We start from the raw sequence: 22,115 nt of genomic DNA on the forward strand, positions 1-22,115 counted from the left end.
AGTCAGCATGGCACTGAAGGAATACGTCGGCTCGATCAGCCTGGAAGTCGATGGCGTCGAAGTCGAAGTGGCGACCGTGTCGCCGAAGACCAATACCGGGCGCCGTCCGGTCAAGACGATGAACCGTCTGCGCAATATTGCCGGGTTCAGTCGCGGGATCAAGACATACGATCTGCGCGTCACTGCAGTGATCCCGATCGAGGGAAGTCCGCTCGACTGGGACAACATCGAGGGCGCCAAGCTCACGATCGATCCGGGCGATGGCGGCCAGCGCGTGAGCTACCTGGACTGCTTCAGCACCGACGTGGGCGAGGAGTACCAGGCCGAAGGCGAGGCGCGCCGTGACATCTCCCTCGTGGCCGTGCGCAAGGTGACCGAATGAGCGTCAAGGGCATCACGATCACCGGGACGCTGAAGCAAGGCGTCGAGGTCGCTGGTGTTCTGCACCGCGATTTCGAGATGCGCCTGCCAACGCTGGGCGACAACATCGACGCGGTCGACCAGGTGGGCGGGCACAACGGCGTCGCCGTCAATGCGGCGCTGATGGCCCGCCAGCTGGTCCGCCTCGGCACGCTGGAGCCCAAGCAGATCACCTACGACCTGCTGTGCTCGATGCACCCGTCGGACTACAACCAGCTCGACGCTGCCTCGGGGGAACTCGAAAAAAAGCGGCAGGCCGCGATCGCGGCCGCGCCGAACTCCTCCGCATCCGCCACGGACTCGTCAAAGCCGGTCTGAGCTGGACGGAGTCGGCCGACGTCACGATGGCCGACGCAGTGGTGATCCTTAACGCGGCGGCCGGCCGCAAGGGCCACGAATACCCCACGGTCTACGTGAGCCGCCGCGAGAAGCGCAAGCCACCCCGAACTCCACGCCGCAAGCCTCCGCCGACATGACAGATCTTCGCATCGCCCTCACCACCAGCTTGAACGACAAGTTGGTGGCGCCCTTGCGGCGCGCGATGGGTGAAGTGGAGTCGAACCTCAAGCAGATCGAGAAGGAGCTGCAGAAGGGCAACGCCTCCAGCACGCAGCTCGGAACCACGCTGGCCAGCATGAAGGGGCCGCAGCAGGCCACCAGGCAAGCAGCGGACCTTGCCCGTGAGACGCAACGCGCGATCAGTCTCGCCGAGCGGCTGCGTAGCGCCTGGAGCGCTACCGGCAACATCGTCAAGGGCGTGGCGGCTGGCGCGGCCGCATTCCAGGCGGCGAAGATGGTGGTGGCGCAGCCCCTGCAGCAGGCCCGCACCTACGACCGGCAACTGGCCGATGCGGCCAATACTGCTTTCGCCGATCGAAATCTGCCCGGCCGCATCAAGGGCATGCGCGAGCTGGATGACATCGTGGTCGCTTCTATGCGCGCTGGCGGCGGCAAGCGTGAGGACATCCTTGGTGGCCTGAACGACATGCTGGCCAGCGGTTCGGTGACACCCGATCAGGCGAAGAGTCTGCTGCCCACCGTGTCCAGATACGCCGCCGCCGGCAATGCCAGCGTGGGCGATCTGTCGACCATCGTCGTCAGAGCATTGCAGAACGGCTTCAAGGAGGCTGACATTCCGAAGATGCTCGACATGGCGCTGGCAGCCGGCCAGGCTGGTGGTTTCGAGCTGAAGGACATGGCCAAATGGCTGCCGAAGCTCCTTGCCTCGGCGCAGATGTCCGGTCTCAATGGCATGGAGGGATATGCCCGGATCCTTGCGTCGGCTCAAGGTTCGGTGATCACTGCTGGCAGCAAGGACGAGGCAGGGAACAACCTGCTGAACCTGCTGCTCAAGATCAATTCCTCCGACACGGCACAAGACGCGAAGAAGCTGGGCATCGACCTTTCCGGCTCGCTCGCTGCGGCGCGTGCCAAGGGCGTGAACTCGCTTGACGCGTTCGTTAACCTGGTCGACCAGATCGCAGGCAAGGACCCGCGCCTGGTAGCGTTGCGCAAGAAGGCCTCTGAGGCAGGAAGCGACGAAGAGCGGAAGGCATCTTTGGATTCGCAGGTTGACATCCTGCAGGGCAGCGCGATCGGGAAGATCATCCAGGACCGGCAGGCCCTGATGCCTTTGATCGCGGAGCTCAACAAGAAGGACTACATCAAGGGCGTCAACAAGACGGTGCTTGGTGCCAACGGTCAATACGGGGAAAGCAACTTCGCGCTGATTTCTCAGACCGCTGACTTCAAGGTGCAGCAGAGCGAGAACGAGAAGCTCATAGCCCAGACGAATGGCCTTGGCGGGGCCAATGAAGCGATCGGCAAACTCGCCGAGCACACGACTCAGCTCTACCAGAAGTACCCAGAGCTCGGCACCGCGATGGAGACGCTCAAGCTGGGCATCACCGCCCTGACAGCAGCGGCAGCTGTCGCGAGTGGCGCATTGATGCTGTTGGGCGGTGGCGCCATCAAGAATCTGTTGGGTGGATCTGCAGCCGCTGGTGCCGGCGGTGCTGCAGCAGCTGCAGCGCGCAGCGGCATCATGAACGGTCCCGCTGCAGGCGCAGTCAGCACGGCCGGTGGCGTGGCGCTGGGTACAGCAGGCGTCGTCGTTGGCGGTACGGCCGCCGGCCTCGTGGCCGTGGGCGCACCGATCCTCGCCACCGGATATGCGCTCAGCGAGCGCGCCAACAGCAAGGAGGGCCTCACCGATCGCATCGCCTCGCGCAACGCGCGCATCAGCGAGCTGGGCCAGCTCGCCGACGCATCGCGCGAGGGAGGTGCCTCCCCGGCCTATATCGCCAAGCTTGAGCAGGAAAAGGCCCAGCTCGAGCAGGACCGCAACACGCTCACCCAGAAGCTCGACCAGTTGATCGCCGAGACGAAGGCGGCAGGCAATCGCCCGATTCAGGTGTCGCTCGACGGCCGCGAGATCGCCGCGTCGACCAACCAGCAAAACAGTCTCGACGCGCGCAGGAACTGACCGATGGCCTGGCAAGACACCCTTCTCGACGCGAGCTTCCGCGGAATCCCGATCCAGATCGAGCGCGTCGGCCGCGCTGGCGATCGCGCAGTGGCCGAGCACCAGTACCCCTATACCGCAGGGGCCGAGCTTGAAGACATGGGCCTCGGCCCGCGCCGGGTGCGCGTGCGCGCAGTGTTCTTCGGCGACGACTACGAGAGCGAGCTGCAGCAGTTCGTCGACGCGCTGGAGCTGCCCGGTACCGGCGACCTGGTGCACCCGATTCACGGCCTGATGACCGTGATGGCGACGTCCTGGGAAGACGAGCACGATGCCGACTTTGTCGACGGCGCCGTGGTCCACGTCATCTTCACGGAAGACAGCGTCCGCGAGCTGGTGTTCTCCGAGAGCAGCACGTCGACCATGACGGACGCGATCGCCTCGGGCGCGCAGTCGTGCAGGGCAAGCGCAGATGATGCTCTTGAGCGCTTCGTGGGAAGTACTTCCTTCGACCTGCCGCGCATCTCAGTGCTCACGGACGCATTCAGCCAGGCACAGAGCTACGTGGGTCGGATCCTGTCCATCACGGGCTCCTCGGGACTTCTGCTCAGCGCACTGGATCCGCTGCTGTATCCGAGGGCCTACGCGGCCGACCTCGTGGCCACGGTCGACCGGGCGTTTCAGGGACTGTCCTTCGGCGGCCGCAGCGCGGTCTACGAGGGCCCAGCGGTCGCGCTCACGGCGGTATCGGCCATCGCGGATTTCAACGTCGTGCGCACGCAGCTAGCGCCCGCCACTTTGGTGCTGCTCCCCAATGTCCCTGTGCCAAGTGCCGCCATGCTGACCGACGTGGCGATCGTCCAGGCGCATGCGCGAGTCCACTGCGCGGCGGCGATCGCCGAGGCTGCCGCGATCGTGCTCGCCGGCGAGGCCGACGTGCCCATGCTTCAGCGCAAGGACATCGAGCAACTGACGGCACAGACACGCACTACCTGCCAGATTGCGATCGACGCGGCACGCTCTGCATTGAGTCCGGAGGCCAGCGGCCAGGCCAGCACCGCGCTGGCCACGCTAGCCTGGCAGGTGCAGGAGGCCGCGCGGGCCGTGATCAACCTGCGCCCACCGCTGGTGCAGCGCGAAAGTCCTGTGTCGGGCCCGGTGCGCTTGGTCGCCCATGCCATGTACGGCACGCCGGACCGGGCATCCGAACTGGTGGCACTCAACCAGCTGGGCCGCCAGGTGCTGATCGAACGGGGGGACGTGCTCTATGCATACGCCCGTTGAAGTCGAGGTACTGATCGGTGGAAAGGCCCAGCGTGGCTGGACTCACTACGACATCGACAGCGACCTCTTCATCCCCGCCGACGCCTATCGCATGAGCCTTTCGAAGACGCGGATGGTGTTGCCGCCCGAGGTCAAGGAAGGTGCGGCGGTCGAGGTGCGCCTGGTGCGCGAAGGCACGTCGACCACGGTTCTCAGCGGCAGCCTCGACGATCGCGAGCTGGACGTGCACAAGAATGGCCAGGATCTGCAGCTGAGCGGCCGCGACGGCGCCGGCGTGCTGCTGGATTGCTCGACGCCGATCCTCTCCATGCGTCAGCTCAGCCTGGGAGACGTCGTGACCAAGATCGTGCGGCCGCTGGGTGTGACGCGGATCCGCATCGACGCCGAGAACAAGATCCTGCGGGAGAAGGTCAACCTGGAGCCGGGCGATACGGCGTGGGATTCGCTGCGGCGTGCGGCCGAAGCGAATGGCCTGTGGCCGTGGTTCGACCCGGACGGCACACTCGTGGTCGGCCGCCCGCGCTATGACTTGCCGCCGGTGGCCACGCTGGTGCTCAACAGCGACGGCAAGGGCAACAACGTGGAGCGTCTCTCGGAGCGTCGCTCGATCTCCGAGCGATACAGCGAGGTCACCGTACTGGGCCAGGCGCATGCCGGCGGCACTGGCGGTGGTGAGCGCTCTGGGCGCAACAACGTGCGCGCGAAGGTACGCGACGACGGGATGACCGTGTACCGGCCGAAGGTGGTGGTCGACCACGAAGCCATCAACGAAGAAGTGGCGCGCGCCCGTGGGCGCAAGATCATCAGCGATGCTCGCCTGCGTGGTTACACGCTCACCGCCACGGTGTTGGGCCACTACACCGAGGACGGCGTGGCCTGGATGCCTGGCCAGCGGATCTCGGTGAAGAGCGAGCCGCATGGCATCGACGGCATCTACTTCCTGACGGGGCGCCGCTTCACGTCGAACAAGCGCGTCGGCACCACGACCACCCTGACAATGAAGGAAGACGGGGTATGGCTGCTCGACGCTCACCCGAGCAACCGCAAGCACCGGCGTGGCAAGAACTCGCTGCCTGGTCGGGTGGTCGACCTCACGGGAGGTTCGTCTTGAGCCCGATCGACGTCATGCGCCGGGAGATGAGCCGCATGCAGGCTGGCGTGCGCCAGGGCCTGCGCGCCGTACTCTCCAGGCTGACCATCTCCACGAAGGTGCAGCGGGTTTCCGGCGAGGGCTTGGCCGGCGAAGACCTGGAAGAGATGGAGCTGATGCAGCACTTCGGCTTCACCTCCGCGCCGCCGAGCGGGACCGAGTACATCGTGCTGCCGCTCGGCGGCCGCACCAGCGCATCGGTGGTGGTGGCCACCGAGCATGGCGACTACCGTTTCGTCGTCGATAACCAGGGCGAGAGCTGCGCCTACAACCAGTGGGGCGACTTCGCGCACTTCAAGAAAGACCGCTCGATCCACGTCAAGGCGCAGGAGAAGGTCTTCGTGGAGACCAAGGTGTTCCGCGTCGAGGCCTCGGAGCGCATCGAGCTGGTGACCCCGGATCTTCTCGTGCAGACGTCGACCAAGTCTCGCTTCGAGACGCCTCGCCTCGAGACCACGCAGCTGCTGCAGGCTATGCAGCTGACCGTGGGCGGGGTCACCGGCGGCATTGGCGCGGCCGTGGCCACGATGGGCGGCGGCACCGTCAACTTCAACAACGTTGCCTTCAACTACCAGAGTTGCAACCTGACCTATGACGCGGCCAGCTCCATCAGGCAGGACGGCAAGAACCTCGGCAGCACACACAACCACAACGAAACCGGCGCCGTCACTCTCGGCCCCAATCCCTGATGGATGCATGGATCAATCCCCTCACGCGCGACTACGAGCCCACCACCGCGCCCGTGGGCGACCTGGTGCGCGATCCTGCCAACGGCCTGGTCAATGCGGCCTATCTGCGGCTGGAGACACCGCTGGGCCAGTGGTTCGGCGATATCACGCTGGGCTCACGGCTGCATGAACTGCAGCGCGAGAAGGACACGGCCCGCGTCGAACGCCTGGCACTGCAGTACTCGCACGCGGCCTTGAAGCCGCTGCTCGATGACGGGCGGGCCAAGACCATCGACATCAGCACTGTGCGTGAGAAGGATGCCACCGCAGGCGGGCGTCTGCTGCTTGCCATCGAGATCGTCGACGCGGTCGGCACCCGGCACACCTTCCAGTTCCCGGTGCGCGTCGCCTGACCCCTTCACGCCCCTTTGAAGAGGCTTTCAACATGTCTTCGTACCCCGTTCCATCCTTCGACCAGATCCGCAACCGCTACCTGCAGGCTGTTGCGAACCAGTGGCCCGACGCGGCGATCGGCCCGGACAGCGACCACTTCGTGCGTGCCACGGCTACGGCCGCCGTCGTGGAGGGGCTGTACGCCCACCAGATGTGGGTCTACCGCCAGGCGTTTCCCGACCTGGCCGACGACGACCTGATGGAGAAGATGGCCAACCAGCGCAACATCTACCGCAAGGCGGCATCGGTGGCCACTGGTACGGTGCGCTTCTTCGGGACAGAGGGCTCGCCTGTGGCCGTGGGGCAGCAGGCCTTCACGGCGCAGTCGATCTACTACGCAGCGACTGCCGCCGGCGTCGCTGGCGCCGGCGGCTACGTCGACCTCGCGGCCGCCGCGACTGCGGCCGGGGCCGCCGGGAACCAGTCGCCCAATACGGCCGCGACGGTCAATGCTCCGCCAGCCGGGATCACGGGCAATGCCACGATCCTGACGATGACGGGCGGAGCGGACATCGAGAGCTACGACTCGTTGCTCTCGCGCCTGTTGCTGTGGCTCGGCGAAGAGGCCCAGGGCGGCAACATCGACGACTACAAGCGCTGGACCCTCGCGGTGCCGGGTGTGGCTCGGGTCTTCGTGTTCGATGTCCGCCGCGGTGCCGGGACGGTCGACGTTGTTCCCATGCCCGCCACCGGCCTGCCGGATGCACCGCTGCTCGCGGCCGTCCAGGCGGTCCTGGACGTACGGCGTCCAGTCGGCATGCGCAACAGCAGCCCCGTCCTGGCCTTGGCTCCTACGCCCATCGTCACGCCAGTGACGGCCATGCTTGCGCTGGCTTCCGGCTACACGCTCGATCCAGTCGTGGCCGAAGCGACTGGCGCGACGTATCTGCTGCCAGCACTCACAGCGGCGATCGATGCCGTGTTTGCAGCACTGGCTCCTGGTGAAACGCTCGTGCGTGCCGCGTTGATCAAAGCCCTCATGAACGTACGCGGAGTGACGGACGTCACGCTGGTTGCACCTGCAACCAACGTGACAAGCTCGGTGACATCCCTGGCCCTCCAAATCGTTACCTGCGGCCTGAAGACGCTGACCTGACCGTGAACACCCAAGACGCACTGATCGCCTGCCTGCCGCCGCAAGCCTATGAGCGCAATGCGCCAGGTGTGCGCGCGGAGGCGGCGTCGACGGCGGCGGTCCTGGATGAAGCTCTGAACAGTGCGGACACATTGTTCGCGGAGCAACAGCCTGATCGGACCGTTGTCTTGCTCGGGGACTGGGAGCGCAACTACAGCCTGCCGGATGCCTGTATCGGCGGAGCTGGTGCTCCTGCCGACGCTCGGCGATTGAATCTGCTGGCGCGCATCCGTGGTCGTGGCGACCTCTCGCGCCCGTACATGATCGCGCTCGCGGCGAGTCTGGGCTATCCAGGCTGCACGATCACCGAGTTCGACCCGATGACGTGCATGGATCCGTGCGACAGCCCGGTCAACGGCGAGGACTTCATCGGGCTCTGGCGTCTGAATGTCCCGATATCGACGGCCATCTTCGAGGCCACTTGCGAGAGCCCCTGCGACGTGCAACTGCGTCGATGGGGCAACACCCAGCTCGAATGCGTGATCGGGCGCCACAAGCCAGCACACACCGTTGCCCTCCTGGGCTACGCACCTTAAGGCGAACATGGACTTCATTCAAACCTCCAACAAGGTTCTAGACCTCTTCGGGGTCGGCAAGCACGGCTTCGGGCCCGGCAATCCGGGCGCAGGCGTGTTGGCGACCTACTTCAGCTACCTGTGGGCGAACGGTGTACAGCAGGAGATCGTCAACACGCTGGAGGCTGGTGGTCTCGTCGCATCTGGCGGCGACCTCACGCAGATGCTGCAAGCCATTCGCCGCATGGCGGGTGCCGGCACCCGGGTGATCGGGAACGGCACGACGACGCTGACGCCTGGAGACGGAGGGCTGCTCCTCATCAATGCGGCAGCTGGCAATGTGATCCTCAATTTGCCAGGGGCGTCTGCCGTGCGCGGGCTGCCTCTTGCGCTGCGCCGCACCGATACCTCCGCCAACACCGTGACAGTGAATTGCGCGGGTGCGGACATCATCGACATTGGCTTGACCACGAACTTCACGATGGCGCAAGGTGAGATCGTGCACCTTCGCTCGAATGGCGTTTCTGCGTGGCTCGTCGAGATGCTGCAGGGCCCCCGCGTCAGCCGCTTTCTCAGTACCAGCATCTGGGTCTGTCCTGCTGGGGTGTATCAGGTTTGGGGATCGGGGACCGGCAGCGGCGGCGGCGGTGGTGGCGGTGGTGGCGCAACGAACTCTCTGGGTGTCGGCGGCGGTGGCGCAGGCGGCAGCGTTGGATCTCCAGTGATCTGCCTGCCCATTGCCGTCGTTCCCAACACGGCCTACACCATCACCGTGCCAACAACGGGGGGCACCGGAGGGAATGCAGGTACCCCAACTGTGGCCGGTGGTGCTGGCAGCAATGGGACAGCGACGACCATGACATCGGGCGCCACGACGCTGGCGACTTGTGCGCCGGGTGGCGGCGGATCTGGTGGGGTGCCGTGGTCAGGCGCGGGCACGCCCGCAGGAGGCACGCCTGCCAACGGAGACCCATTGGGCGGCTACGGGAACGACGGCGCGGGAGGGATCAACGGCGGCGTAGGCAATGGTGGCCAAGGCGCCAGCGGGCCTTTTGGTGGCGGTGGCGGCAGTGGGCGCGCCGGCAGCACCGGCGTTCAAGGACGCCCAGGCGGCAACTACGGCGGCGGTGGCGGGGGCGGCGGTGGCGGCTACGGAAGCTCCGCTGGCGGGAGCAATGGTGGCATTGGCGGCGCTGGTGGCCCAGGATTCTTCATGCTGCAGAGGTGATATGAAATACGCGTTGTACCTTCTCTCGAATCTGCAGGTGATCCAGTGGCAGGACACGGATGCCTCGACCTATCCCGACGTGGAGAGCTGGCAAGGGAGGATTGAGCTCGAAGAGCCGCTGCCGCCCGAGTTCGATCCTTACGCAACGCCAACTGGGTACTGGGTCGTCGACGGATTGCTCACCAATGTCGCGCCGCCACCTCCGCTCTCGGATGTCGCGATGTATGCGACTTGGGCCGTTTCGGGCAAGCGCGTGTCGCTGATCGCCGAAGGCGTCGAGCTGGCGGGCGGGCGGCGGTTCCGTCCCACCGATGCGGACCTCGCGCGAGTCGGACCTATCGCGTTGCAACATACGGCACTTGGCGTGTCCTCGATCGATATCCAGCTCGACCAGCCGCCGACCTGGTATGCCATCACGGCCGCAGATCTTGAGACAGCCTATGCCGCATTCATCGTGAAGCGCGAGCAGTGCTTTTCCAACGAGAGGGTGCACCTGGAGGCGATCGCCATGCTGCTCGCAGCGAATGATCGCCCCGGCCTGGAGGGTTACGACACGACAACGGGCTGGCCGAGTTAGCCAGCAAAAAAAGACAGGGCGAGTGGTTTGGGTGCAGGAACACCCGCTCCACCCGTCTCCGCCGTGATCGCGCACGGCATCGACCGAAGACCCTGCCACCTAGCTAGGCGGGGCGAATCATAGGTGGTGCCGAATGCAGGAAGTCAGATGCGGCCATTGCGGGCGAAAGCTCGCGATGGCCGATGCAGTAAGGATCGAGATCAAGTGCCCGCGCTGCGGGACCATGAACCATTGGAGGGCCAGTGCCGCTGATCGCAGCGACCCGAGCCCCACACCAGCACGCCGGCGAGCGTCACACCACGAGGAACGTGATGGCGCAACAGAAAAGCCCGTTGGCGTGGCTGGGCGGCAAGAGCCGCCTCGCTGACCAGATCATCGAGCGGATGCCCGCTCACCAGACCTACTGCGAGGTGTTCGCAGGCGCGGCCTGGGTGCTCTTTAAAAAACCGGAAAGCAAGGTTGAGATCATCAACGACATCAACCGCGAGCTGACCAACCTGTATCGCTGCGTGAAGCATCACCTGGCCGAGCTGGTGGCGCAGTTCCGCTGGATGCTGGTGGCGCGTGATGACTTCGACGCCTTCCTGTCACTGCCCCCGGATGCCCTCACGGACATCCAGCGGGCAGCGCGGTTCTTCTACCTGGCCAAGACCAGCTTCGGGGCCAAGATCCACAAGCCGACCTTCGGGATCGCGGCCACGGCCGGGCCGAGGTTGAACCTGCTGCGCATCGAGGAGGAGCTGAGCGACGCGCACGTGCGCCTGGCGCGCGTCTTCATCGAGAACAAGCCCTACGACCAGGTCATCCAGCGCTTCGACAAGCCGGGCACGCTGTTCTATGTGGACCCGCCTTACTGGGGCAACGAAAAGGACTATGGCGAGGGTGTGTTCAGTCGAGACGACTTCGCGCGCTTGGCGGGCCTTCTGGCAGGCCTGAAGGGCAAATTCATCGTGAGCCTGAACGACACGCCCGGTGTACGAGAGACCTTCGCCGGGTTCCGCATCGAGGCGGTCAAGACGCGGTACAGCATCAGCGCCAAGGGCAACCAAGCCGTGGGCGAGGTGCTGATCAGCAACTTCAAGGCGGTGCGGTAGTGCCAGACTGCCTTGGTCTGGATAGCTTGCTGGGGCGCGGCACCAGAGCGGTACTGGAGGCATCGCAACTCACCGCCCACCAGCAATCATGAAAACGCTTTTCCTCGCCATCGCCAAGAAGCACTTCCGCATCGAGACTCTCGAAACCCGCAACAGGGACGCCCTCGATTTCCATGAGGTTTCGGTCTGGGGCATCCAGGCGGCGCTGCAGGCGGCCTTTGACGCCGGCCGGCAGGCAGCCAAGAACGGCGGCGAGCTGGCTGTTCCCCCGGCTGTCGGCGGCGAGCTGCTTAAGGTCTCGCGTCGTTGCAGCGCGACCGAGGCCTACAAGATCCGCAGTGCCAACATCACGGTCCTCCTCGCCCAGCTTCTCGACCAGAAGCGTCTGCATGCCGAGCGGGCGGCCAAAGAGCCCCAGCACTGGGGCTTCGCTGGCGACCTGGCCGAACTGGAGGCCGCCATGCGGCGGGCCATCGCGGCGGTCGGCGGGGCCTATACCGACGACTGATTGCCTCCCGGGCTATGCCCGGCACCACGAAAGAAAGCCCCGCTAACCGGGGCTTTTCTGCTGGTACAAACGGCTTTGAAACGCCGTGGGATCGGGGTTTTAGGGCCTGTGGGCAACTAGGCTGGAGGTGCCGGCATCGGCCCTCAGGGGCGCGGACGCATGTTACAAACCGGACGCATGGACAGCGAGTTCAGTTCCATGCGTCCGAAAGTTCAGCGCCACGCGGCCGCTTACACCCACTTCCGCGAGGAAAAGCAATCGCACTGCGTTCGAAGCTGTGCGGCAAGGGAAAAGAAAAAGCCCCGTCGATCAAACGATCGACGGGGCTTCATCAACTTGGCGGAACCGGATGTTTTCGACCCTAGTCGCTCCGCTTCTTCCAATAGTCCGCGCCCTTCGTTACACGGTAGACAGCACGCTTAACAACCGAGGGCGATACGCCATATGCCTGAGCTAATTCCCGGTAAGTAACACCACCTTCACGGTACAGCGCCACAACCTTAGCCTCAACGTCAGCATCGAGATTGCGACCACGCCCAGGTTCCCTGCCACGCTCACGTGCTGCCAGCTGACCAGCCATCGATCGCTCCCGAATCATCGAACGCTCCAACTGGGCAACCGCCCCCAGTATCTGCACCACGAACACACCCATGCTGTTCGTCGTATCAAGCGGCTCAGTCACACTCTTTATCGTTGCCCCAACACGCTCCAACCGACGCAATATGTCGAGCAAGTCGAAGAGGCTACGAGCAATCCGGTCGATCTTGTAGACCACCAACACATCACCGCGCTTCAGCGACCCCAAACAGCGCGCCAATTCCGGCCGGCCCCTCTGTGACGCACCACTGGCCTTCTCGTGAAAAATCACCTCGCACCCTGCCTTGTTGAGCGCGTCAAACTGAAGGTGCGTTTCCTGTTCGCGCGTTGATACGCGTGCATAACCTACGAGCATTTAATCCTCCAAATGTAAGACGCCCAAAGGCGTGATGCATTTGGCCGGACACAGTCAACACCAAAGACGACGACATAGGCCAGCCCCAAACATGTGAGCGCCAATAAACTAACGCAAAGGAGAAGACCAATGCGTACCCAAGAATTCGAGCGGCTCATCGCACAGGCATGGCTTGCGGGCATTGCCCTAAGCATCATCGGAACAGCCATCGCGCTGACCGTCCTCTACTTCGTAATTCGCTGGGCAGTCCGCGACGGCATGCTCGACGCACAACGAGGCATGCGCTCAGAGCGGGAACCAGCAAGGCACCGCACAGCCTCAACAGCTCACCTGCCCGACATGCGGGCCGACTGACTCTTTGCAGAACCACAACCTATCGTTGAAGTGGTTCGCTCGCAGGGCAATCGTGGTGTCGCCCGGCAGGTGCTCGTAGCACAGACCGATCAGCTCCGCATAGCTGCACTCGACTTCCATGGTGTGAACCTCGCCCACCTGGACACCATTGCTGCGGCTGTAGCGATTGGACTCGCTGGGCGCGTCCTTGTAGTCCTTGGTGATGTACTTCGAGACGTAGGCCGCCATCTTGGCCAGCGTCCATTTGCGATGCCACTTGCCACGCTTCTTTCCACCGACGAAGCACAGGCCGTTGTCCTTACCCACGATGGACCGCCAGACCTTGGTGCCCAGCTCGAACGCTTTGATGCGGACACCCTCGTACATCGGGTTCTTTGGCAGCTTGTGCGTCGCCAGATGAACGTGCATTGAGCCTCGGTCTTGCCGCTCGAACGCTGCGCAGTAGCGGAACTGACCACCAAGGGCACGCTTCATTCGGCGGACCCATTCCTTGAAGTGGACCTTGCACAGCTCGCGGTCCGGCTGGTTGTCGCGGTAGGTCAGCGTCAGAAGCTCGTTAAAGCCTTCGGTGATGATCACCCTGCGGCAAGTCGTCTTGGCCCTGTTGGCGGCCGATCTGAGGGCCTTCTCGCGCCTTTCCTCGATCAACTCCGCATCCTCGACCGGATCGACCGGGCGAATCGGTGTCCACCCGTCGTGCTTGAACCCGAAATCGTGAATCTCGCGCCACATGACGTAGGGCGCCGCGCTGCGCTCCATCACGCCATTGGCCTCCCAGGTGCGGATCACCCACTTGTCGGGGACCACTACCCCTTCGAACCACAGACCGTTAACATACCGCTCCATTGGCATGGTTTCCTCCTAGCTTCTCTGCCAATCCGGACCCGGGACGTTGACGCGTCGCCGGGTCTTTTTTTGCCGCGCCGGCCTCAAACCGGAACTCACGGCCGACCCTGCCGGTTTCAGAGCCAGGCTCTAAAACCGGAACGAAGAGATCTCACCGCAGTGCATCGAGCAACTGTCGATGCAACAAGCGCCCAGCCTCCTTACCGTTAGGCCAGTCGTGCCGCTCATGCTCGCGAACAGCGCGCTCCGAGCAACCAGCAGCCTGCGCAAGACGAGCCTGCGTCCATCCCTTCGCCATGCGGATACGAGCCACATCGGACATGCGTCCGATGGTTCTTTGATAAGCCCCACGAGGGCCTCGGTACTGACGAGCCATAGAGGTGTGTTCCAAAGTGTTTTAAGAACAAGTTAGGCCGCGCTGCGCGCGGCCTCGGTCGGCGCAAGCGCCTGACCTTCGCCGCGCGCACACGGCCTCGCGCGCACCGATAGCCCGCGTGCCGGCGCATAGCTGGCATTGAGGGCCGGAGCCCGCAGCCGCTGGCGCTCCCTCGCATGGCAAGCAACCGAGCAGGCGCACAGGCAGAGCCGCACACGTGCCATGAGCATCTAGCCGCGACGACAAGTCACCAGTCGCGCCAGTCGGCTTCGCCTTGTCGCTTCGCTGTGGCACGCCCGGTGCATTTGTCGTCGCTACGCCCGGAAAAGTCCGACCAGCTTGGAACCCCGCAAACACCCCCGTTGACCCCGCGCTTTTGCGAGGGGCGCAACGGGGGTGTTTTCTATGCGGGGTTCCGGCACTGGCCGGACTTTTCTTGTTGCATGAGCAACCCACCCCCTCCGCCCCCGCCCTGCGGGGGAACGAGGAAGCGACTGCTGAAGGTATTACCGAAAGACCCACACCATGATCGCAGCCAACTACCGCAAGCACCCCGACGCCATGGCGCTGCAACTGCCACTGCCCTTCGGCCGCCTGCTGGTGTGGGCCACCTCGCGCCCGACGACGAAGGCCCTTCGCGCGATCCGCAGTCTGCGCGGCGCGGCATTCAAGGCTGCAGGGCGCATCAGCTATCCCGAGCCAAAGACCACCCCCGACTGGGCGCGCGCGGCAGGCAAGAAGGCGCGCAAGCTGGCTGCACAGGTGAAGAGGGCACAGCGCAAACTGACTGAACGCAGCAGCAAGGAACTCACCGGATACGCCGCACACGTGGCCCGGTGCCGCGAAACGCTCAGGACCTACAGCTTCACCCTTCACTGACCACCGCCGACCTGAAACGACCACTTCGAGCCAGCCGGCACCCGGGGCTGCGCTGGGGTCTGCTGGAGCGGCGCGGCCGGGGCCGCTGGGACACCTGAACCCTTCGAGCCGTCGATGATCATGAGCCCGGGAGGAGCTAGAGGCGTGCCGGCGACTGCATCGTCCGTTCGTGCCTCGCGCCCTCCGCCCCTGATCTGTTCCTGCCTGGTCTGCGACACCCGGCCCTCTGACTCATCGGCCGGCCACATCGTGACCAGCGTTTTCCAGTCACCCGCCTCGAGCAGCAGCGTGTCGCGATTCACTCTGACCGTGACACCCACCTCGCGCAGCGTCTCGATGCTGACGCGCTCGATGACACGCGTGTTCCCGTCGAGCCATTCGACAGTGCCCACGAGCTTGTCATGCGAGCGCAGCAGGCCAGCCAGGCGGACCCTTGCCCCCTTTTGCGTCAGGTCACCGAAATAGCGCTCCGCGGGCGTTCTGTTATCGGGCGCGGCCTCACCCTTGCCCTGAGCATTTCGTGCGCCTGTAGCGCCCGTGGGCACCGTAGGCGGGCCCTTGCCGCCCCACATCGGTTTGAAACCTAGCGGTAGATCGCCATTCGCTGCGACCGCAGTCACAGGCTTCGGGTGAAAGTAAGCCCAGAGGTTGTACGCGCCCCAGATGCCGAGCGCGATGGTCAGCGGGACGCCGTATTTGAACGCTGCGCCCTTGAACACCAGCACGCGGTTGTCGGTGTACGTGTCGGTGTCGGTGTCGGTGCTGACGTGGCTGCTGTACGTACCGAAATACTTCGGGTCGTACTTGTTGAGCTTGTCGCCGACCTTGACGAATTCATCGTTGCCCTGCCCCTTGTAGACGGTCACGCGGTAATTGCTGTCGCGGCCGAGCGCACTGAGCTTCAGGTACGTGAATTTCTGGTCGACACGCCGGCGCCAGAGCGCGAGCACGTCCATGAGCGATTGGCCCATCAGCACGATGGTGATACCACGATGGCCGTGCTCCGTAACGAACTGCGTGAGCGCGTCGCTGGGCTTGGTGCGATTGGGCCACCAGTTCTGCGCCTCATCGTAGACGTGCAAAGCGTTATCGCGGGTCTTCTCGATCCACAGGCCGTCGATCTGTGCGAGCTTGCCGCCGCGCTTCTCCTCACGTGGGCGCATATCTTCACGCGTCAGCGGAAACAGCAACTGCTGCACGCGCTCCAGGGGGATACCGGCGACCTTCGCAATCTTCTCTTGGCACTCGACGGTTTCGAGACCCTCGATGTACGCCACCACCTCGCGGCCCTTCTGCAGCCACGGGATGATGTGCTTGACCATCGTCTCGTAGCTCTTGCCCGACCTGGGAAGACCTTCAGCGAACAGGATTGCCATGTCAGGTCACCACTGGAACAGCGTGAGGAACTTGCGCAGCATGCGGAAGGCGTAGCCCGCACCGATGATGGCCAGCGCCTGGGGCACGCCGCACTGCGTCGCGATCCACAGAACACCGCCGTCCATGCCGGACCACATGGACTGCAAACCGCCCGACAGCCACGCCGGAATGGGGATCGCGGTGATCAACGCGACAGCGGCACTGATGACGGCATCGGCGAACGCGATGAACGCGTCCTGCACGAATTGCCAGATGGCCAGGAAGACGGCCTTGATCGCGTTCCACAGCCAATCGGTCAGTTGCTGAAGCATGCTGGCGACCCTCAGTTGTCTACTGCAATGCGGAAGGCCATGAACGCGGCCACGACCATCAGGACCGTCTTTACGATGGCCAGCACGTTCGTCGCGAACGACGTCGACCAGATGTCGAAATTGAGTGCAACGGTCCTACCGAAGATGCTGATGCTGCCGCTGCTGACAGGCGGGCTGCCACCACCGGCAACGCTGAAGAAGTTACCCACAGCGCCGCCAAGCGGAGACTGCTGGAGGTTGTTCTTTGCGTCACCAAGCACCTGCTGCATGGTGCGGCCCTTCGCGGTGTAGAGATCTCCGGCGTTCGTTCCACCAGGTGTGCCGCCGCAGCCTGCCGCGCTGGGGTTCTGCTGGCATGCGCCGCCAGTCTGGCCACCGACCTGCGCACCGTTGCCGCCGCACTGAGTCGAGGTGGGATTGGCCTTGCAGAAATCGGACTGACTCTGCGTGCTGCTGTTCGTCTGCTGGCAACCCGGCTTGCCGTTCACCACAGAGCCTGGAGGGCAACTGCCGGGAAGAATGATCGAGCCGCTTCCATCCGTGGCCGTCGTGGTCGTCGTGTTCGTAGTCGTGCACTGGCCACCGCTGCACACCGTGTTGCCGGTCGTGCTGTTCGTCGTCGTGTTGCCGCTAGCGTCGGTCGAGGACGTAACGCCGCTACCCGGCGACGATGACCACTTGACGCCGCTGTTCGACGCACTCGACGGCGCGCACATGTCTCTGCCGTTGACCTGGCCAGGAAACGTACCCGGGGGACACGGTGCGGGCGCAGCGGTGTTCGGGTCAGGCTTCGGAGGAGCCTGCGGCGGGTCCGTGCCAGGCACAGGCAGCGACGAGGGCATGGGGTTGGTCTTAGTCGTGCCATCACCAGCACCCTGCGTGCTTGGCGAGCATTTGCCGTTATCCGGCGCGAGGTCACCGGTGAACACACCCCCGCCAGTGCACCGCCACCACCCGCCCTGCGCCTGCGTGCACTCCGACGGCTCTACCTTGACGACACACCGACCACCACCAGCAGAGCTGTACTTGTTGCAGAGATAGAAGGTGGACTGCGCAGGCAGGCCGAGCGCATCACCCGTGTCGTGCCACCAGTCTCCAGCAGACGTGCCCTTGATACTGGCGCACTGCGCCTGCTTCGCATCGATGCACGAGCCATTCAACTCAGAATAGCCAGTGCTGCACTGGCACGCGCCAGCACCATCAGCCGCGCTGTTCGCAGGACACTGCATCTGCGAAGCAACGTAGTAGTTACCATCGCTGAAGGTGTCATACGCCGCGCCGTTGACATACCTGGTCACGACTGCCGAACCAGTCGTAGACGACGTTGCATTGCAAGCGGTCAAACCAAAGGTGAAGCTAGGCTGATTGGCAAACTGCGCCTGAAGGGCAGGCACATAGCCCTGGCATGCCGCCTGCATGGCCGAGTAGCGCTCACTGGGCGCGGCAGAACGCGTCCAATAGCTGTCACCGGGCACCATGGGAACAGACGCATGTGCCGAACCAACGCAAAACACCAGGCAAGACAGCAGGAGCGAAGCGAGCCTAGACATTCCACATCCCGGCGACGCACGCAGCGCCGCAGCACACACCGCAGAAGAAAGCAAAGATGAGCCACATAGCGCAGTACCTCCTCGAAGATGCTCTGCTATGTGCCCCGACCGAAGCCGGGGCAGGTGCATCAGCCGCGAATGAAACCGAGCACCTTCTTCGCGCCCCAGCCGGCCACCTTGGGGATGATCATCAGCGCCGCGATGGCCAGCACTGCGGTCACGACGGTGCCGAAGTCCACAGCAGCGGTGAGCGTGCTGAAGTCAGGACCAGCGGCGAAGGCGGGAACGCCACCGACCAGCGAAGCGAGCGCAACGGCACCCTTGTTCTTGCGAACGATGCGAGCAAACTTGTTCATGGATAACTCCTCTGTTGAACAGGTGGCCCGGGACTCCGGGACGACACCGATGAACGCCGGGCGTCTCACGACGATGCGACGCTCATCGCTGCTGTCACGACCTGATGGACCGAAGAACAACACCGACATACCAACCGATGACGAAAGAACCGACGACGAGGGTGAAGCCGACCGACCAGGCTGCTGCGAAGTCGGCAGGCGCAGGGAAAGAAATACCAGTGACTGCGCTCAGCTCCGAGCCAGTGATCAGCACCACGGGACACGTGGACAGGTCCGCAGGCTGCGAAGGCGCGGCAGTGATAGCACCGCTGGCATCGGGCTGGGCGCAGATCATTTGATCCTCGGCACGTCAGCGTGTACGCGACGACGAGCACGCTCGATGCGTTCGCGTCTCTCAGCGCGCTCACCGTCGATCCACATGAGCGCAACGACAGCCACCGCCAGCAGGAAGCCAGCGAGGCCGAATGCAAGGGCGATGGCTGGCGTGAGCATCACGAGGCCTTCGGTGCTTGCGGCTGCTGCGGCACGCGGCCTGAGGCGGGCACGAAGCCGGTGAGCATGGAGACGATGTCACCCTTGGCGTCGCCGAAGTCGGGCACACGCAGGGAGAACGTGGCCGCGAACAGACCAACCTTCATCTGATCGCGCAGTTCGGGCATCACCTGATCGCTGCGCAGCGTACCCACGGTGATGACGCCGCCCTTTTCATCGCGCAGCACGCAGCGAGCGGCAAAGTGGTTGTAGTCCTTGCCGGTCCGCTTGCTGGTGCGGACTTCGTTCTCGATAGCGAGAACTTCGAGGATGGAACTGAATTGCGACATGGTTGACTCCTAAATGACCGCATGTAGCGGCGGGCTCTAGCGACGTGCTAGCGGTGAGAGCCCTGCCATCAGGAGTACGTCGTGCCGCCCTTTGGCAACGACCTGTCCCGTCATGGGCTAGGCAAGGCCCTCACCGCTAGCGCGTCAGAAGAGACGCCGTTGCGTCCAGAACTCCCGGCGACGAATCAGGGACCAGCGTTGAGAAGGGGTCACAGCGCACCCCACTGAGCAGCCATCGCCTGCGCGATGCCCTGCCTAGTCGTACTGCGACGACGCCAACGATCCGGGCCGGGCGACTCGCGATGAACCACTGACCACTCCGCGTGCTCACGCGTACGCGGCTTCGGAGGAGTGAGCATCCTGGTAGGCTTGAGCGGCGGAAGACCGATCAGCTCCAGCCCGGTGGCCTTGAACTCGGGATCACCGAACCAGTACGGCTGCACCACCTGCCGAGGACCCGGCTTGATCAGCTCCCGGGCATAGCGATGCATCACCGGGTTCTCTATGGCCTTGAGCGGGATCGGCGCATCACGCAGCTCGCGGTAGAACGCTGCAGCCTCCTCTAGCTCAGCCCACATCTGCGCCTTTGTCTTCCCCGCGGGAGGCCGATGCAACCAGCGCACACCACTGTTTGCAAGCCTGGTGCAGGTGGGATGCGCAACCATCAGATCGAAACCGAGGTCCAGCACGTGCCGCACATCACCCTGGATATGCCAGGCGGGATCACCCTCTGTCGGCAGCAGATCACACGACCATGCGTGATGGCCAGCGGCTCGAAAAGCAGCACTCACGCGGCCGCTGTATTCGCACGCCACGAGCACCCTCAAGGGTGTGCCCGCCTGCTGGCCGGAGGCCGAGGGAGCGGCCAAGCTCGGCGCGACCTCGTTTACCTCTTGCGAGGCACCAGCAGGGGGGCACTCAGGACGCTGCGCGAACGCAGCGAAGGAGATTTGCATTCCCGATCCGGGAAACTGCGAGATTGGGGTGATAGCCATGGCCGCTCCTAGAATGAGCAATCTGCAACCTATAGCAAACTGCAACACCCCGAGAGTACATCACCATGTCGCAACTTGCAACACCCCTTACCGTCGCCGAACTCATCGAAGCCGCCGCTGCCGTCGCAGGGAGCCAGGTCAAGCTCGCCGCCCTCCTAGAGACGACAGCCCCAACGCTGATACAGATGAAACAAGGGAAGCGGCCATGTAACTGGCGGGTGCGAGGAAAGCTCCGTGCCGTACTGGGCGAAGACCCCGCAAGAGCATTCATCACTGCCATGGCCGAAGACCTTGAGCAGTCAGAAAACGCAGACGAAAAAAAAGCCGCCGATGGCTTTAGAGCCATGCTGGCAGCTTTCCCCGACGATGAAAAAAGCCCCGTCAATCCGAAGATCAACGGGGCTTCATCAACTTGGCGGAACCGGAGGGATTCGAACCCTCGATGAGGCTCTACACCCCATACTCCCTTAGCAGGGGAGCACCTTCGGCCACTCGGTCACAGTTCCTGAAAGAAGCCGAGATTATGCCACTACTCAGGCACCCGGTTGATCCAGATCGAAGGCTTTATGCAGTGCGCGCACTGCCAATTCCATATATTTTTCGTCGATCACGACCGAAGTCTTGATTTCGCTGGTCGAGATCATCTGGATGTTGATGCCCTCTTCGCTCAGCACGCGGAACATCTTGCTCGCCACGCCCACGTGGCTGCGCATGCCGATGCCGACGATGCTGACCTTGCAGATCTTGGTGTCGCCGACCACTTCGGTCGCGCCCAGCGAGGGCATCACCTTCGACTGCAGCAGGTCGATCGTCTTCGCGTACTCGTTGCGGTGAACGGTGAAGCTGAAGTCGGTCTTGCCGTCCTTGCTGAGGTTCTGGATGATCACGTCGACTTCGATGTTGGCGTCCGCCACCGCACCGAGGATGTGATACGCGATACCGGGCTTGTCGGGCACGCCGAGCACCGAGATCTTGGCTTCGTCGCGGTTGAATGCGATGCCGGATACGACGGCTTGTTCCATGTTTTCGTCTTCCTCGAAAGTGATCAGCGTGCCGGACTTGGCCTCTTCATTGATGTCGATGTCCCACGGCGTGAAGCTCGAAAGCACGCGCAGCGGCACCTTGTACTTGCCGGCGAATTCCACCGAGCGGATTTGCAGCACCTTGGAGCCCAGGCTCGCCATCTCGAGCATCTCTTCGAAGCTCACGGTGGTGAGGCGGCGCGCATCGGGCTCGACGCGCGGGTCGGTCGTGTAGACACCGTCGACGTCGGTATAGATCAGGCATTCGTTCGCCTTCATGGCCGCGGCGATGGCCACGGCCGAAGTGTCGCTGCCACCACGGCCCAGCGTGGTGATATTGCCCTCGTCGTCCACGCCCTGGAAGCCGGTGATGACCACCACTCTGCCGGCATTCAGGTCGGCCATCACGCGCTCGTTGTCGATGCTCTCGATGCGGGCCTTGGTGTACGAGTTGTCGGTGCGCACCGAAACCTGCCAGCCCGCGTAGCTCACGGACTCGACGCCCTCGGCCTGCAGCGCGATGGCCAGCAGCGCCGACGATGCCTGCTCGCCGGTGGAGGCCAGCATGTCGAGCTCGCGGTTGTGGGCCACGCCGGGTTTGCTCGGCGCCAGTTCCTTGGCCAATCCGAGCAGGCGGTTGGTCTCGCCGCTCATGGCGCTCGGAACCACGATCATCTGGTGGCCTGCGCGCGCCCACTTGGCGACGCGCTTGGCGACATTCTTGATGCGCTCGGTCGAGCCCATCGACGTACCGCCGTATTTGTGAACGATCAATGCCAT

The 22,115-nt window shown here is 63.9% G+C and carries 28 protein-coding genes and 1 tRNA gene; 18 read left to right on the forward strand and 11 right to left on the reverse strand.

Translation table 11 applies throughout. The features are described from left to right. The first annotated feature begins 7 nt into the window (after window positions 1-7). From EJO71_RS25795 to EJO71_RS25860, 15 genes are all read left to right on the forward strand, one after another. Window positions 8-382, forward strand: a complete 375-nt coding sequence (locus EJO71_RS25795) for a phage tail protein (RefSeq protein ID WP_125951310.1) — start codon at window positions 8-10, stop codon at window positions 380-382. After that, a complete protein-coding gene (locus EJO71_RS25800) occupies window positions 379-738 on the forward strand; it encodes a phage tail assembly protein (protein ID WP_125951309.1) in 360 nt (119 codons plus the stop codon). Before EJO71_RS25795 ends, EJO71_RS25800 begins: the two co-directional genes overlap by 4 nt. Window positions 739-764: 26 nt before the next feature. Next, entirely contained in the window at window positions 765-896 is a 132-nt protein-coding gene (locus EJO71_RS34985; protein ID WP_276311682.1) for a hypothetical protein, read from the forward strand. After that, window positions 893-2,905, forward strand: coding sequence for a phage tail tape measure protein (locus tag EJO71_RS34990; RefSeq protein WP_125951308.1), 2,013 nt, complete (start codon window positions 893-895; stop codon window positions 2,903-2,905). The genes EJO71_RS34985 and EJO71_RS34990 overlap by 4 nt, the downstream gene beginning before the upstream one ends. Before the next feature lie 3 nt (window positions 2,906-2,908). Continuing rightward, a complete protein-coding gene (locus EJO71_RS25810; RefSeq protein ID WP_125951307.1) occupies window positions 2,909-4,168 on the forward strand; it encodes a DNA circularization N-terminal domain-containing protein in 1,260 nt (419 codons plus the stop codon). After that, entirely contained in the window at window positions 4,152-5,279 is a 1,128-nt protein-coding gene (locus EJO71_RS25815; protein ID WP_125951306.1) for a phage baseplate assembly protein, read from the forward strand. Before EJO71_RS25810 ends, EJO71_RS25815 begins: the two co-directional genes overlap by 17 nt. Continuing rightward, complete coding sequence (locus tag EJO71_RS25820) at window positions 5,276-6,007, forward strand: phage baseplate assembly protein (protein WP_240651505.1); 732 nt, start codon at window positions 5,276-5,278, stop codon at window positions 6,005-6,007. The genes EJO71_RS25815 and EJO71_RS25820 overlap by 4 nt, the downstream gene beginning before the upstream one ends. After that, window positions 6,007-6,399, forward strand: coding sequence for a phage GP46 family protein (locus EJO71_RS25825; RefSeq protein WP_125951304.1), 393 nt, complete (start codon window positions 6,007-6,009; stop codon window positions 6,397-6,399). Before EJO71_RS25820 ends, EJO71_RS25825 begins: the two co-directional genes overlap by 1 nt. A gap of 32 nt (window positions 6,400-6,431) precedes the next feature. Next, window positions 6,432-7,535, forward strand: coding sequence for a baseplate J/gp47 family protein (locus EJO71_RS25830; RefSeq protein ID WP_125951303.1), 1,104 nt, complete (start codon window positions 6,432-6,434; stop codon window positions 7,533-7,535). 2 nt (window positions 7,536-7,537) lie between these two features. Further along, window positions 7,538-8,110: a putative phage tail protein gene (locus EJO71_RS25835; RefSeq protein ID WP_164546897.1), complete on the forward strand. Its 573-nt coding sequence runs from the start codon at window positions 7,538-7,540 to the stop codon at window positions 8,108-8,110. A gap of 7 nt (window positions 8,111-8,117) precedes the next feature. After that, window positions 8,118-9,317, forward strand: coding sequence for a hypothetical protein (locus tag EJO71_RS34450; protein ID WP_164546896.1), 1,200 nt, complete (start codon window positions 8,118-8,120; stop codon window positions 9,315-9,317). Window position 9,318: 1 nt separating this feature from the next. Next, window positions 9,319-9,894 (forward strand): DUF4376 domain-containing protein, encoded by a 576-nt coding sequence (locus EJO71_RS34455; RefSeq protein WP_137860896.1) that lies wholly within the window; start codon window positions 9,319-9,321, stop codon window positions 9,892-9,894. 175 nt (window positions 9,895-10,069) lie between these two features. After that, window positions 10,070-10,261: a Com family DNA-binding transcriptional regulator gene (locus EJO71_RS25850; protein WP_240651516.1), complete on the forward strand. Its 192-nt coding sequence runs from the start codon at window positions 10,070-10,072 to the stop codon at window positions 10,259-10,261. Further along, the gene (locus EJO71_RS25855; protein ID WP_125951299.1) at window positions 10,206-10,988 is read left to right on the forward strand and encodes a DNA adenine methylase; all 783 of its coding nucleotides are present in this window, start codon (window positions 10,206-10,208) and stop codon (window positions 10,986-10,988) included. The genes EJO71_RS25850 and EJO71_RS25855 overlap by 56 nt, the downstream gene beginning before the upstream one ends. An 88-nt stretch (window positions 10,989-11,076) precedes the next feature. Then, window positions 11,077-11,496, forward strand: coding sequence for a hypothetical protein (locus tag EJO71_RS25860; protein WP_125951298.1), 420 nt, complete (start codon window positions 11,077-11,079; stop codon window positions 11,494-11,496). 361 nt (window positions 11,497-11,857) lie between these two features. On the opposite strand, the gene EJO71_RS25865 is transcribed toward EJO71_RS25860, so the two are convergent. Continuing rightward, window positions 11,858-12,448: a recombinase family protein gene (locus EJO71_RS25865; RefSeq protein ID WP_125951297.1), complete on the reverse strand. Its 591-nt coding sequence runs from the start codon at window positions 12,446-12,448 to the stop codon at window positions 11,858-11,860. A 129-nt stretch (window positions 12,449-12,577) separates the two neighbouring features. Here EJO71_RS25865 and EJO71_RS25870 point away from each other — a divergent pair, with 129 nt between their 5' ends. Then, the gene (locus EJO71_RS25870) at window positions 12,578-12,802 is read left to right on the forward strand and encodes a DUF6019 family protein (protein WP_125951296.1); all 225 of its coding nucleotides are present in this window, start codon (window positions 12,578-12,580) and stop codon (window positions 12,800-12,802) included. Here the strand turns inward: EJO71_RS25870 and EJO71_RS34620 are convergent. Continuing rightward, complete coding sequence (locus EJO71_RS34620) at window positions 12,767-13,654, reverse strand: hypothetical protein (RefSeq protein ID WP_206169049.1); 888 nt, start codon at window positions 13,652-13,654, stop codon at window positions 12,767-12,769. The two genes, EJO71_RS25870 and EJO71_RS34620, sit on opposite strands and share 36 nt — an antisense overlap. Window positions 13,655-14,549: 895 nt before the next feature. Between EJO71_RS34620 and EJO71_RS25880 the strand changes: the two genes are divergently transcribed. Continuing rightward, entirely contained in the window at window positions 14,550-14,903 is a 354-nt protein-coding gene (locus EJO71_RS25880; RefSeq protein WP_125951295.1) for a hypothetical protein, read from the forward strand. Here the strand turns inward: EJO71_RS25880 and EJO71_RS25885 are convergent. The 7 genes from EJO71_RS25885 to EJO71_RS25910 form a co-directional block, all read right to left on the reverse strand. Continuing rightward, window positions 14,897-16,279, reverse strand: a complete 1,383-nt coding sequence (locus EJO71_RS25885) for a zonular occludens toxin domain-containing protein (RefSeq protein ID WP_125951294.1) — start codon at window positions 16,277-16,279, stop codon at window positions 14,897-14,899. The genes EJO71_RS25880 and EJO71_RS25885 overlap by 7 nt on opposite strands. 6 nt (window positions 16,280-16,285) lie before the next feature. Beyond that, on the reverse strand, window positions 16,286-16,591 hold the full coding sequence (locus EJO71_RS25890) for a hypothetical protein (RefSeq protein ID WP_125951293.1): 306 nt from the start codon (window positions 16,589-16,591) through the stop codon (window positions 16,286-16,288). Window positions 16,592-16,602: 11 nt separating this feature from the next. Continuing rightward, complete coding sequence (locus tag EJO71_RS25895; RefSeq protein WP_125951292.1) at window positions 16,603-18,069, reverse strand: hypothetical protein; 1,467 nt, start codon at window positions 18,067-18,069, stop codon at window positions 16,603-16,605. A 200-nt stretch (window positions 18,070-18,269) separates the two neighbouring features. Next, window positions 18,270-18,497, reverse strand: a complete 228-nt coding sequence (locus tag EJO71_RS25900; protein ID WP_125951291.1) for a hypothetical protein — start codon at window positions 18,495-18,497, stop codon at window positions 18,270-18,272. A 330-nt stretch (window positions 18,498-18,827) separates the two neighbouring features. Continuing rightward, window positions 18,828-18,989: a hypothetical protein gene (locus EJO71_RS34460; RefSeq protein WP_164546895.1), complete on the reverse strand. Its 162-nt coding sequence runs from the start codon at window positions 18,987-18,989 to the stop codon at window positions 18,828-18,830. After that, a complete protein-coding gene (locus tag EJO71_RS25905; protein ID WP_125951290.1) occupies window positions 18,989-19,318 on the reverse strand; it encodes a hypothetical protein in 330 nt (109 codons plus the stop codon). Before EJO71_RS25905 ends, EJO71_RS34460 begins: the two co-directional genes overlap by 1 nt. Window positions 19,319-19,527: 209 nt before the next feature. Continuing rightward, window positions 19,528-20,313 (reverse strand): hypothetical protein, encoded by a 786-nt coding sequence (locus tag EJO71_RS25910; protein ID WP_240651504.1) that lies wholly within the window; start codon window positions 20,311-20,313, stop codon window positions 19,528-19,530. Window positions 20,314-20,378: 65 nt separating this feature from the next. On the opposite strand from EJO71_RS25910, the gene EJO71_RS25915 reads away from it, so the two are divergent. After that, window positions 20,379-20,759: a helix-turn-helix domain-containing protein gene (locus EJO71_RS25915; RefSeq protein ID WP_240651503.1), complete on the forward strand. Its 381-nt coding sequence runs from the start codon at window positions 20,379-20,381 to the stop codon at window positions 20,757-20,759. Here the strand turns inward: EJO71_RS25915 and EJO71_RS25920 are convergent. Both EJO71_RS25920 and EJO71_RS25925 read right to left on the reverse strand, forming a co-directional pair. Then, window positions 20,727-20,819 (reverse strand) — tRNA-Ser (locus EJO71_RS25920). The two genes, EJO71_RS25915 and EJO71_RS25920, sit on opposite strands and share 33 nt — an antisense overlap. 27 nt (window positions 20,820-20,846) lie before the next feature. Then, window positions 20,847-22,115 (reverse strand): aspartate kinase, encoded by a 1,269-nt coding sequence (locus tag EJO71_RS25925; protein ID WP_125951289.1) that lies wholly within the window; start codon window positions 22,113-22,115, stop codon window positions 20,847-20,849.

This window comes from Variovorax sp. 679, assembly GCF_003952185.1.
In the GTDB taxonomy this organism is placed as follows: Bacteria; Pseudomonadota; Gammaproteobacteria; order Burkholderiales; family Burkholderiaceae_C; genus Variovorax.

Excerpts from the sequence above, each read along its gene's own strand:
- EJO71_RS25795 (WP_125951310.1), top strand. The coding sequence starts at position 8 with ATGGCACTGAAGGAATACGTCGGCTCGATCAGCCTGGAAGTCGATGGC.
- EJO71_RS25800 (WP_125951309.1), top strand. The coding sequence starts at position 379 with ATGAGCGTCAAGGGCATCACGATCACCGGGACGCTGAAGCAAGGCGTC.
- EJO71_RS34985 (WP_276311682.1), top strand. The coding sequence starts at position 765 with ATGGCCGACGCAGTGGTGATCCTTAACGCGGCGGCCGGCCGCAAGGGC.
- EJO71_RS34990 (WP_125951308.1), top strand. The coding sequence starts at position 893 with ATGACAGATCTTCGCATCGCCCTCACCACCAGCTTGAACGACAAGTTG.
- EJO71_RS25810 (WP_125951307.1), top strand. The coding sequence starts at position 2,909 with ATGGCCTGGCAAGACACCCTTCTCGACGCGAGCTTCCGCGGAATCCCG.
- EJO71_RS25815 (WP_125951306.1), top strand. The coding sequence starts at position 4,152 with ATGCATACGCCCGTTGAAGTCGAGGTACTGATCGGTGGAAAGGCCCAG.
- EJO71_RS25825 (WP_125951304.1), top strand. The coding sequence starts at position 6,007 with ATGGATGCATGGATCAATCCCCTCACGCGCGACTACGAGCCCACCACC.
- EJO71_RS25830 (WP_125951303.1), top strand. The coding sequence starts at position 6,432 with ATGTCTTCGTACCCCGTTCCATCCTTCGACCAGATCCGCAACCGCTAC.
- EJO71_RS34450 (WP_164546896.1), top strand. The coding sequence starts at position 8,118 with ATGGACTTCATTCAAACCTCCAACAAGGTTCTAGACCTCTTCGGGGTC.
- EJO71_RS34455 (WP_137860896.1), top strand. The coding sequence starts at position 9,319 with ATGAAATACGCGTTGTACCTTCTCTCGAATCTGCAGGTGATCCAGTGG.
- EJO71_RS25850 (WP_240651516.1), top strand. The coding sequence starts at position 10,070 with ATGGCCGATGCAGTAAGGATCGAGATCAAGTGCCCGCGCTGCGGGACC.
- EJO71_RS25855 (WP_125951299.1), top strand. The coding sequence starts at position 10,206 with ATGGCGCAACAGAAAAGCCCGTTGGCGTGGCTGGGCGGCAAGAGCCGC.
- EJO71_RS25860 (WP_125951298.1), top strand. The coding sequence starts at position 11,077 with ATGAAAACGCTTTTCCTCGCCATCGCCAAGAAGCACTTCCGCATCGAG.
- EJO71_RS25865 (WP_125951297.1), bottom strand. The coding sequence starts at position 12,448 with ATGCTCGTAGGTTATGCACGCGTATCAACGCGCGAACAGGAAACGCAC.
- EJO71_RS25870 (WP_125951296.1), top strand. The coding sequence starts at position 12,578 with ATGCGTACCCAAGAATTCGAGCGGCTCATCGCACAGGCATGGCTTGCG.
- EJO71_RS34620 (WP_206169049.1), bottom strand. The coding sequence starts at position 13,654 with ATGCCAATGGAGCGGTATGTTAACGGTCTGTGGTTCGAAGGGGTAGTG.
- EJO71_RS25880 (WP_125951295.1), top strand. The coding sequence starts at position 14,550 with ATGATCGCAGCCAACTACCGCAAGCACCCCGACGCCATGGCGCTGCAA.
- EJO71_RS25885 (WP_125951294.1), bottom strand. The coding sequence starts at position 16,279 with ATGGCAATCCTGTTCGCTGAAGGTCTTCCCAGGTCGGGCAAGAGCTAC.
- EJO71_RS25890 (WP_125951293.1), bottom strand. The coding sequence starts at position 16,591 with ATGCTTCAGCAACTGACCGATTGGCTGTGGAACGCGATCAAGGCCGTC.
- EJO71_RS25895 (WP_125951292.1), bottom strand. The coding sequence starts at position 18,069 with ATGGTGCCCGGTGACAGCTATTGGACGCGTTCTGCCGCGCCCAGTGAG.
- EJO71_RS25900 (WP_125951291.1), bottom strand. The coding sequence starts at position 18,497 with ATGAACAAGTTTGCTCGCATCGTTCGCAAGAACAAGGGTGCCGTTGCG.
- EJO71_RS34460 (WP_164546895.1), bottom strand. The coding sequence starts at position 18,989 with ATGCTCACGCCAGCCATCGCCCTTGCATTCGGCCTCGCTGGCTTCCTG.
- EJO71_RS25905 (WP_125951290.1), bottom strand. The coding sequence starts at position 19,318 with ATGTCGCAATTCAGTTCCATCCTCGAAGTTCTCGCTATCGAGAACGAA.
- EJO71_RS25910 (WP_240651504.1), bottom strand. The coding sequence starts at position 20,313 with ATGGCTATCACCCCAATCTCGCAGTTTCCCGGATCGGGAATGCAAATC.
- EJO71_RS25915 (WP_240651503.1), top strand. The coding sequence starts at position 20,379 with ATGTCGCAACTTGCAACACCCCTTACCGTCGCCGAACTCATCGAAGCC.
- EJO71_RS25925 (WP_125951289.1), bottom strand. The coding sequence starts at position 22,115 with ATGGCATTGATCGTTCACAAATACGGCGGTACGTCGATGGGCTCGACC.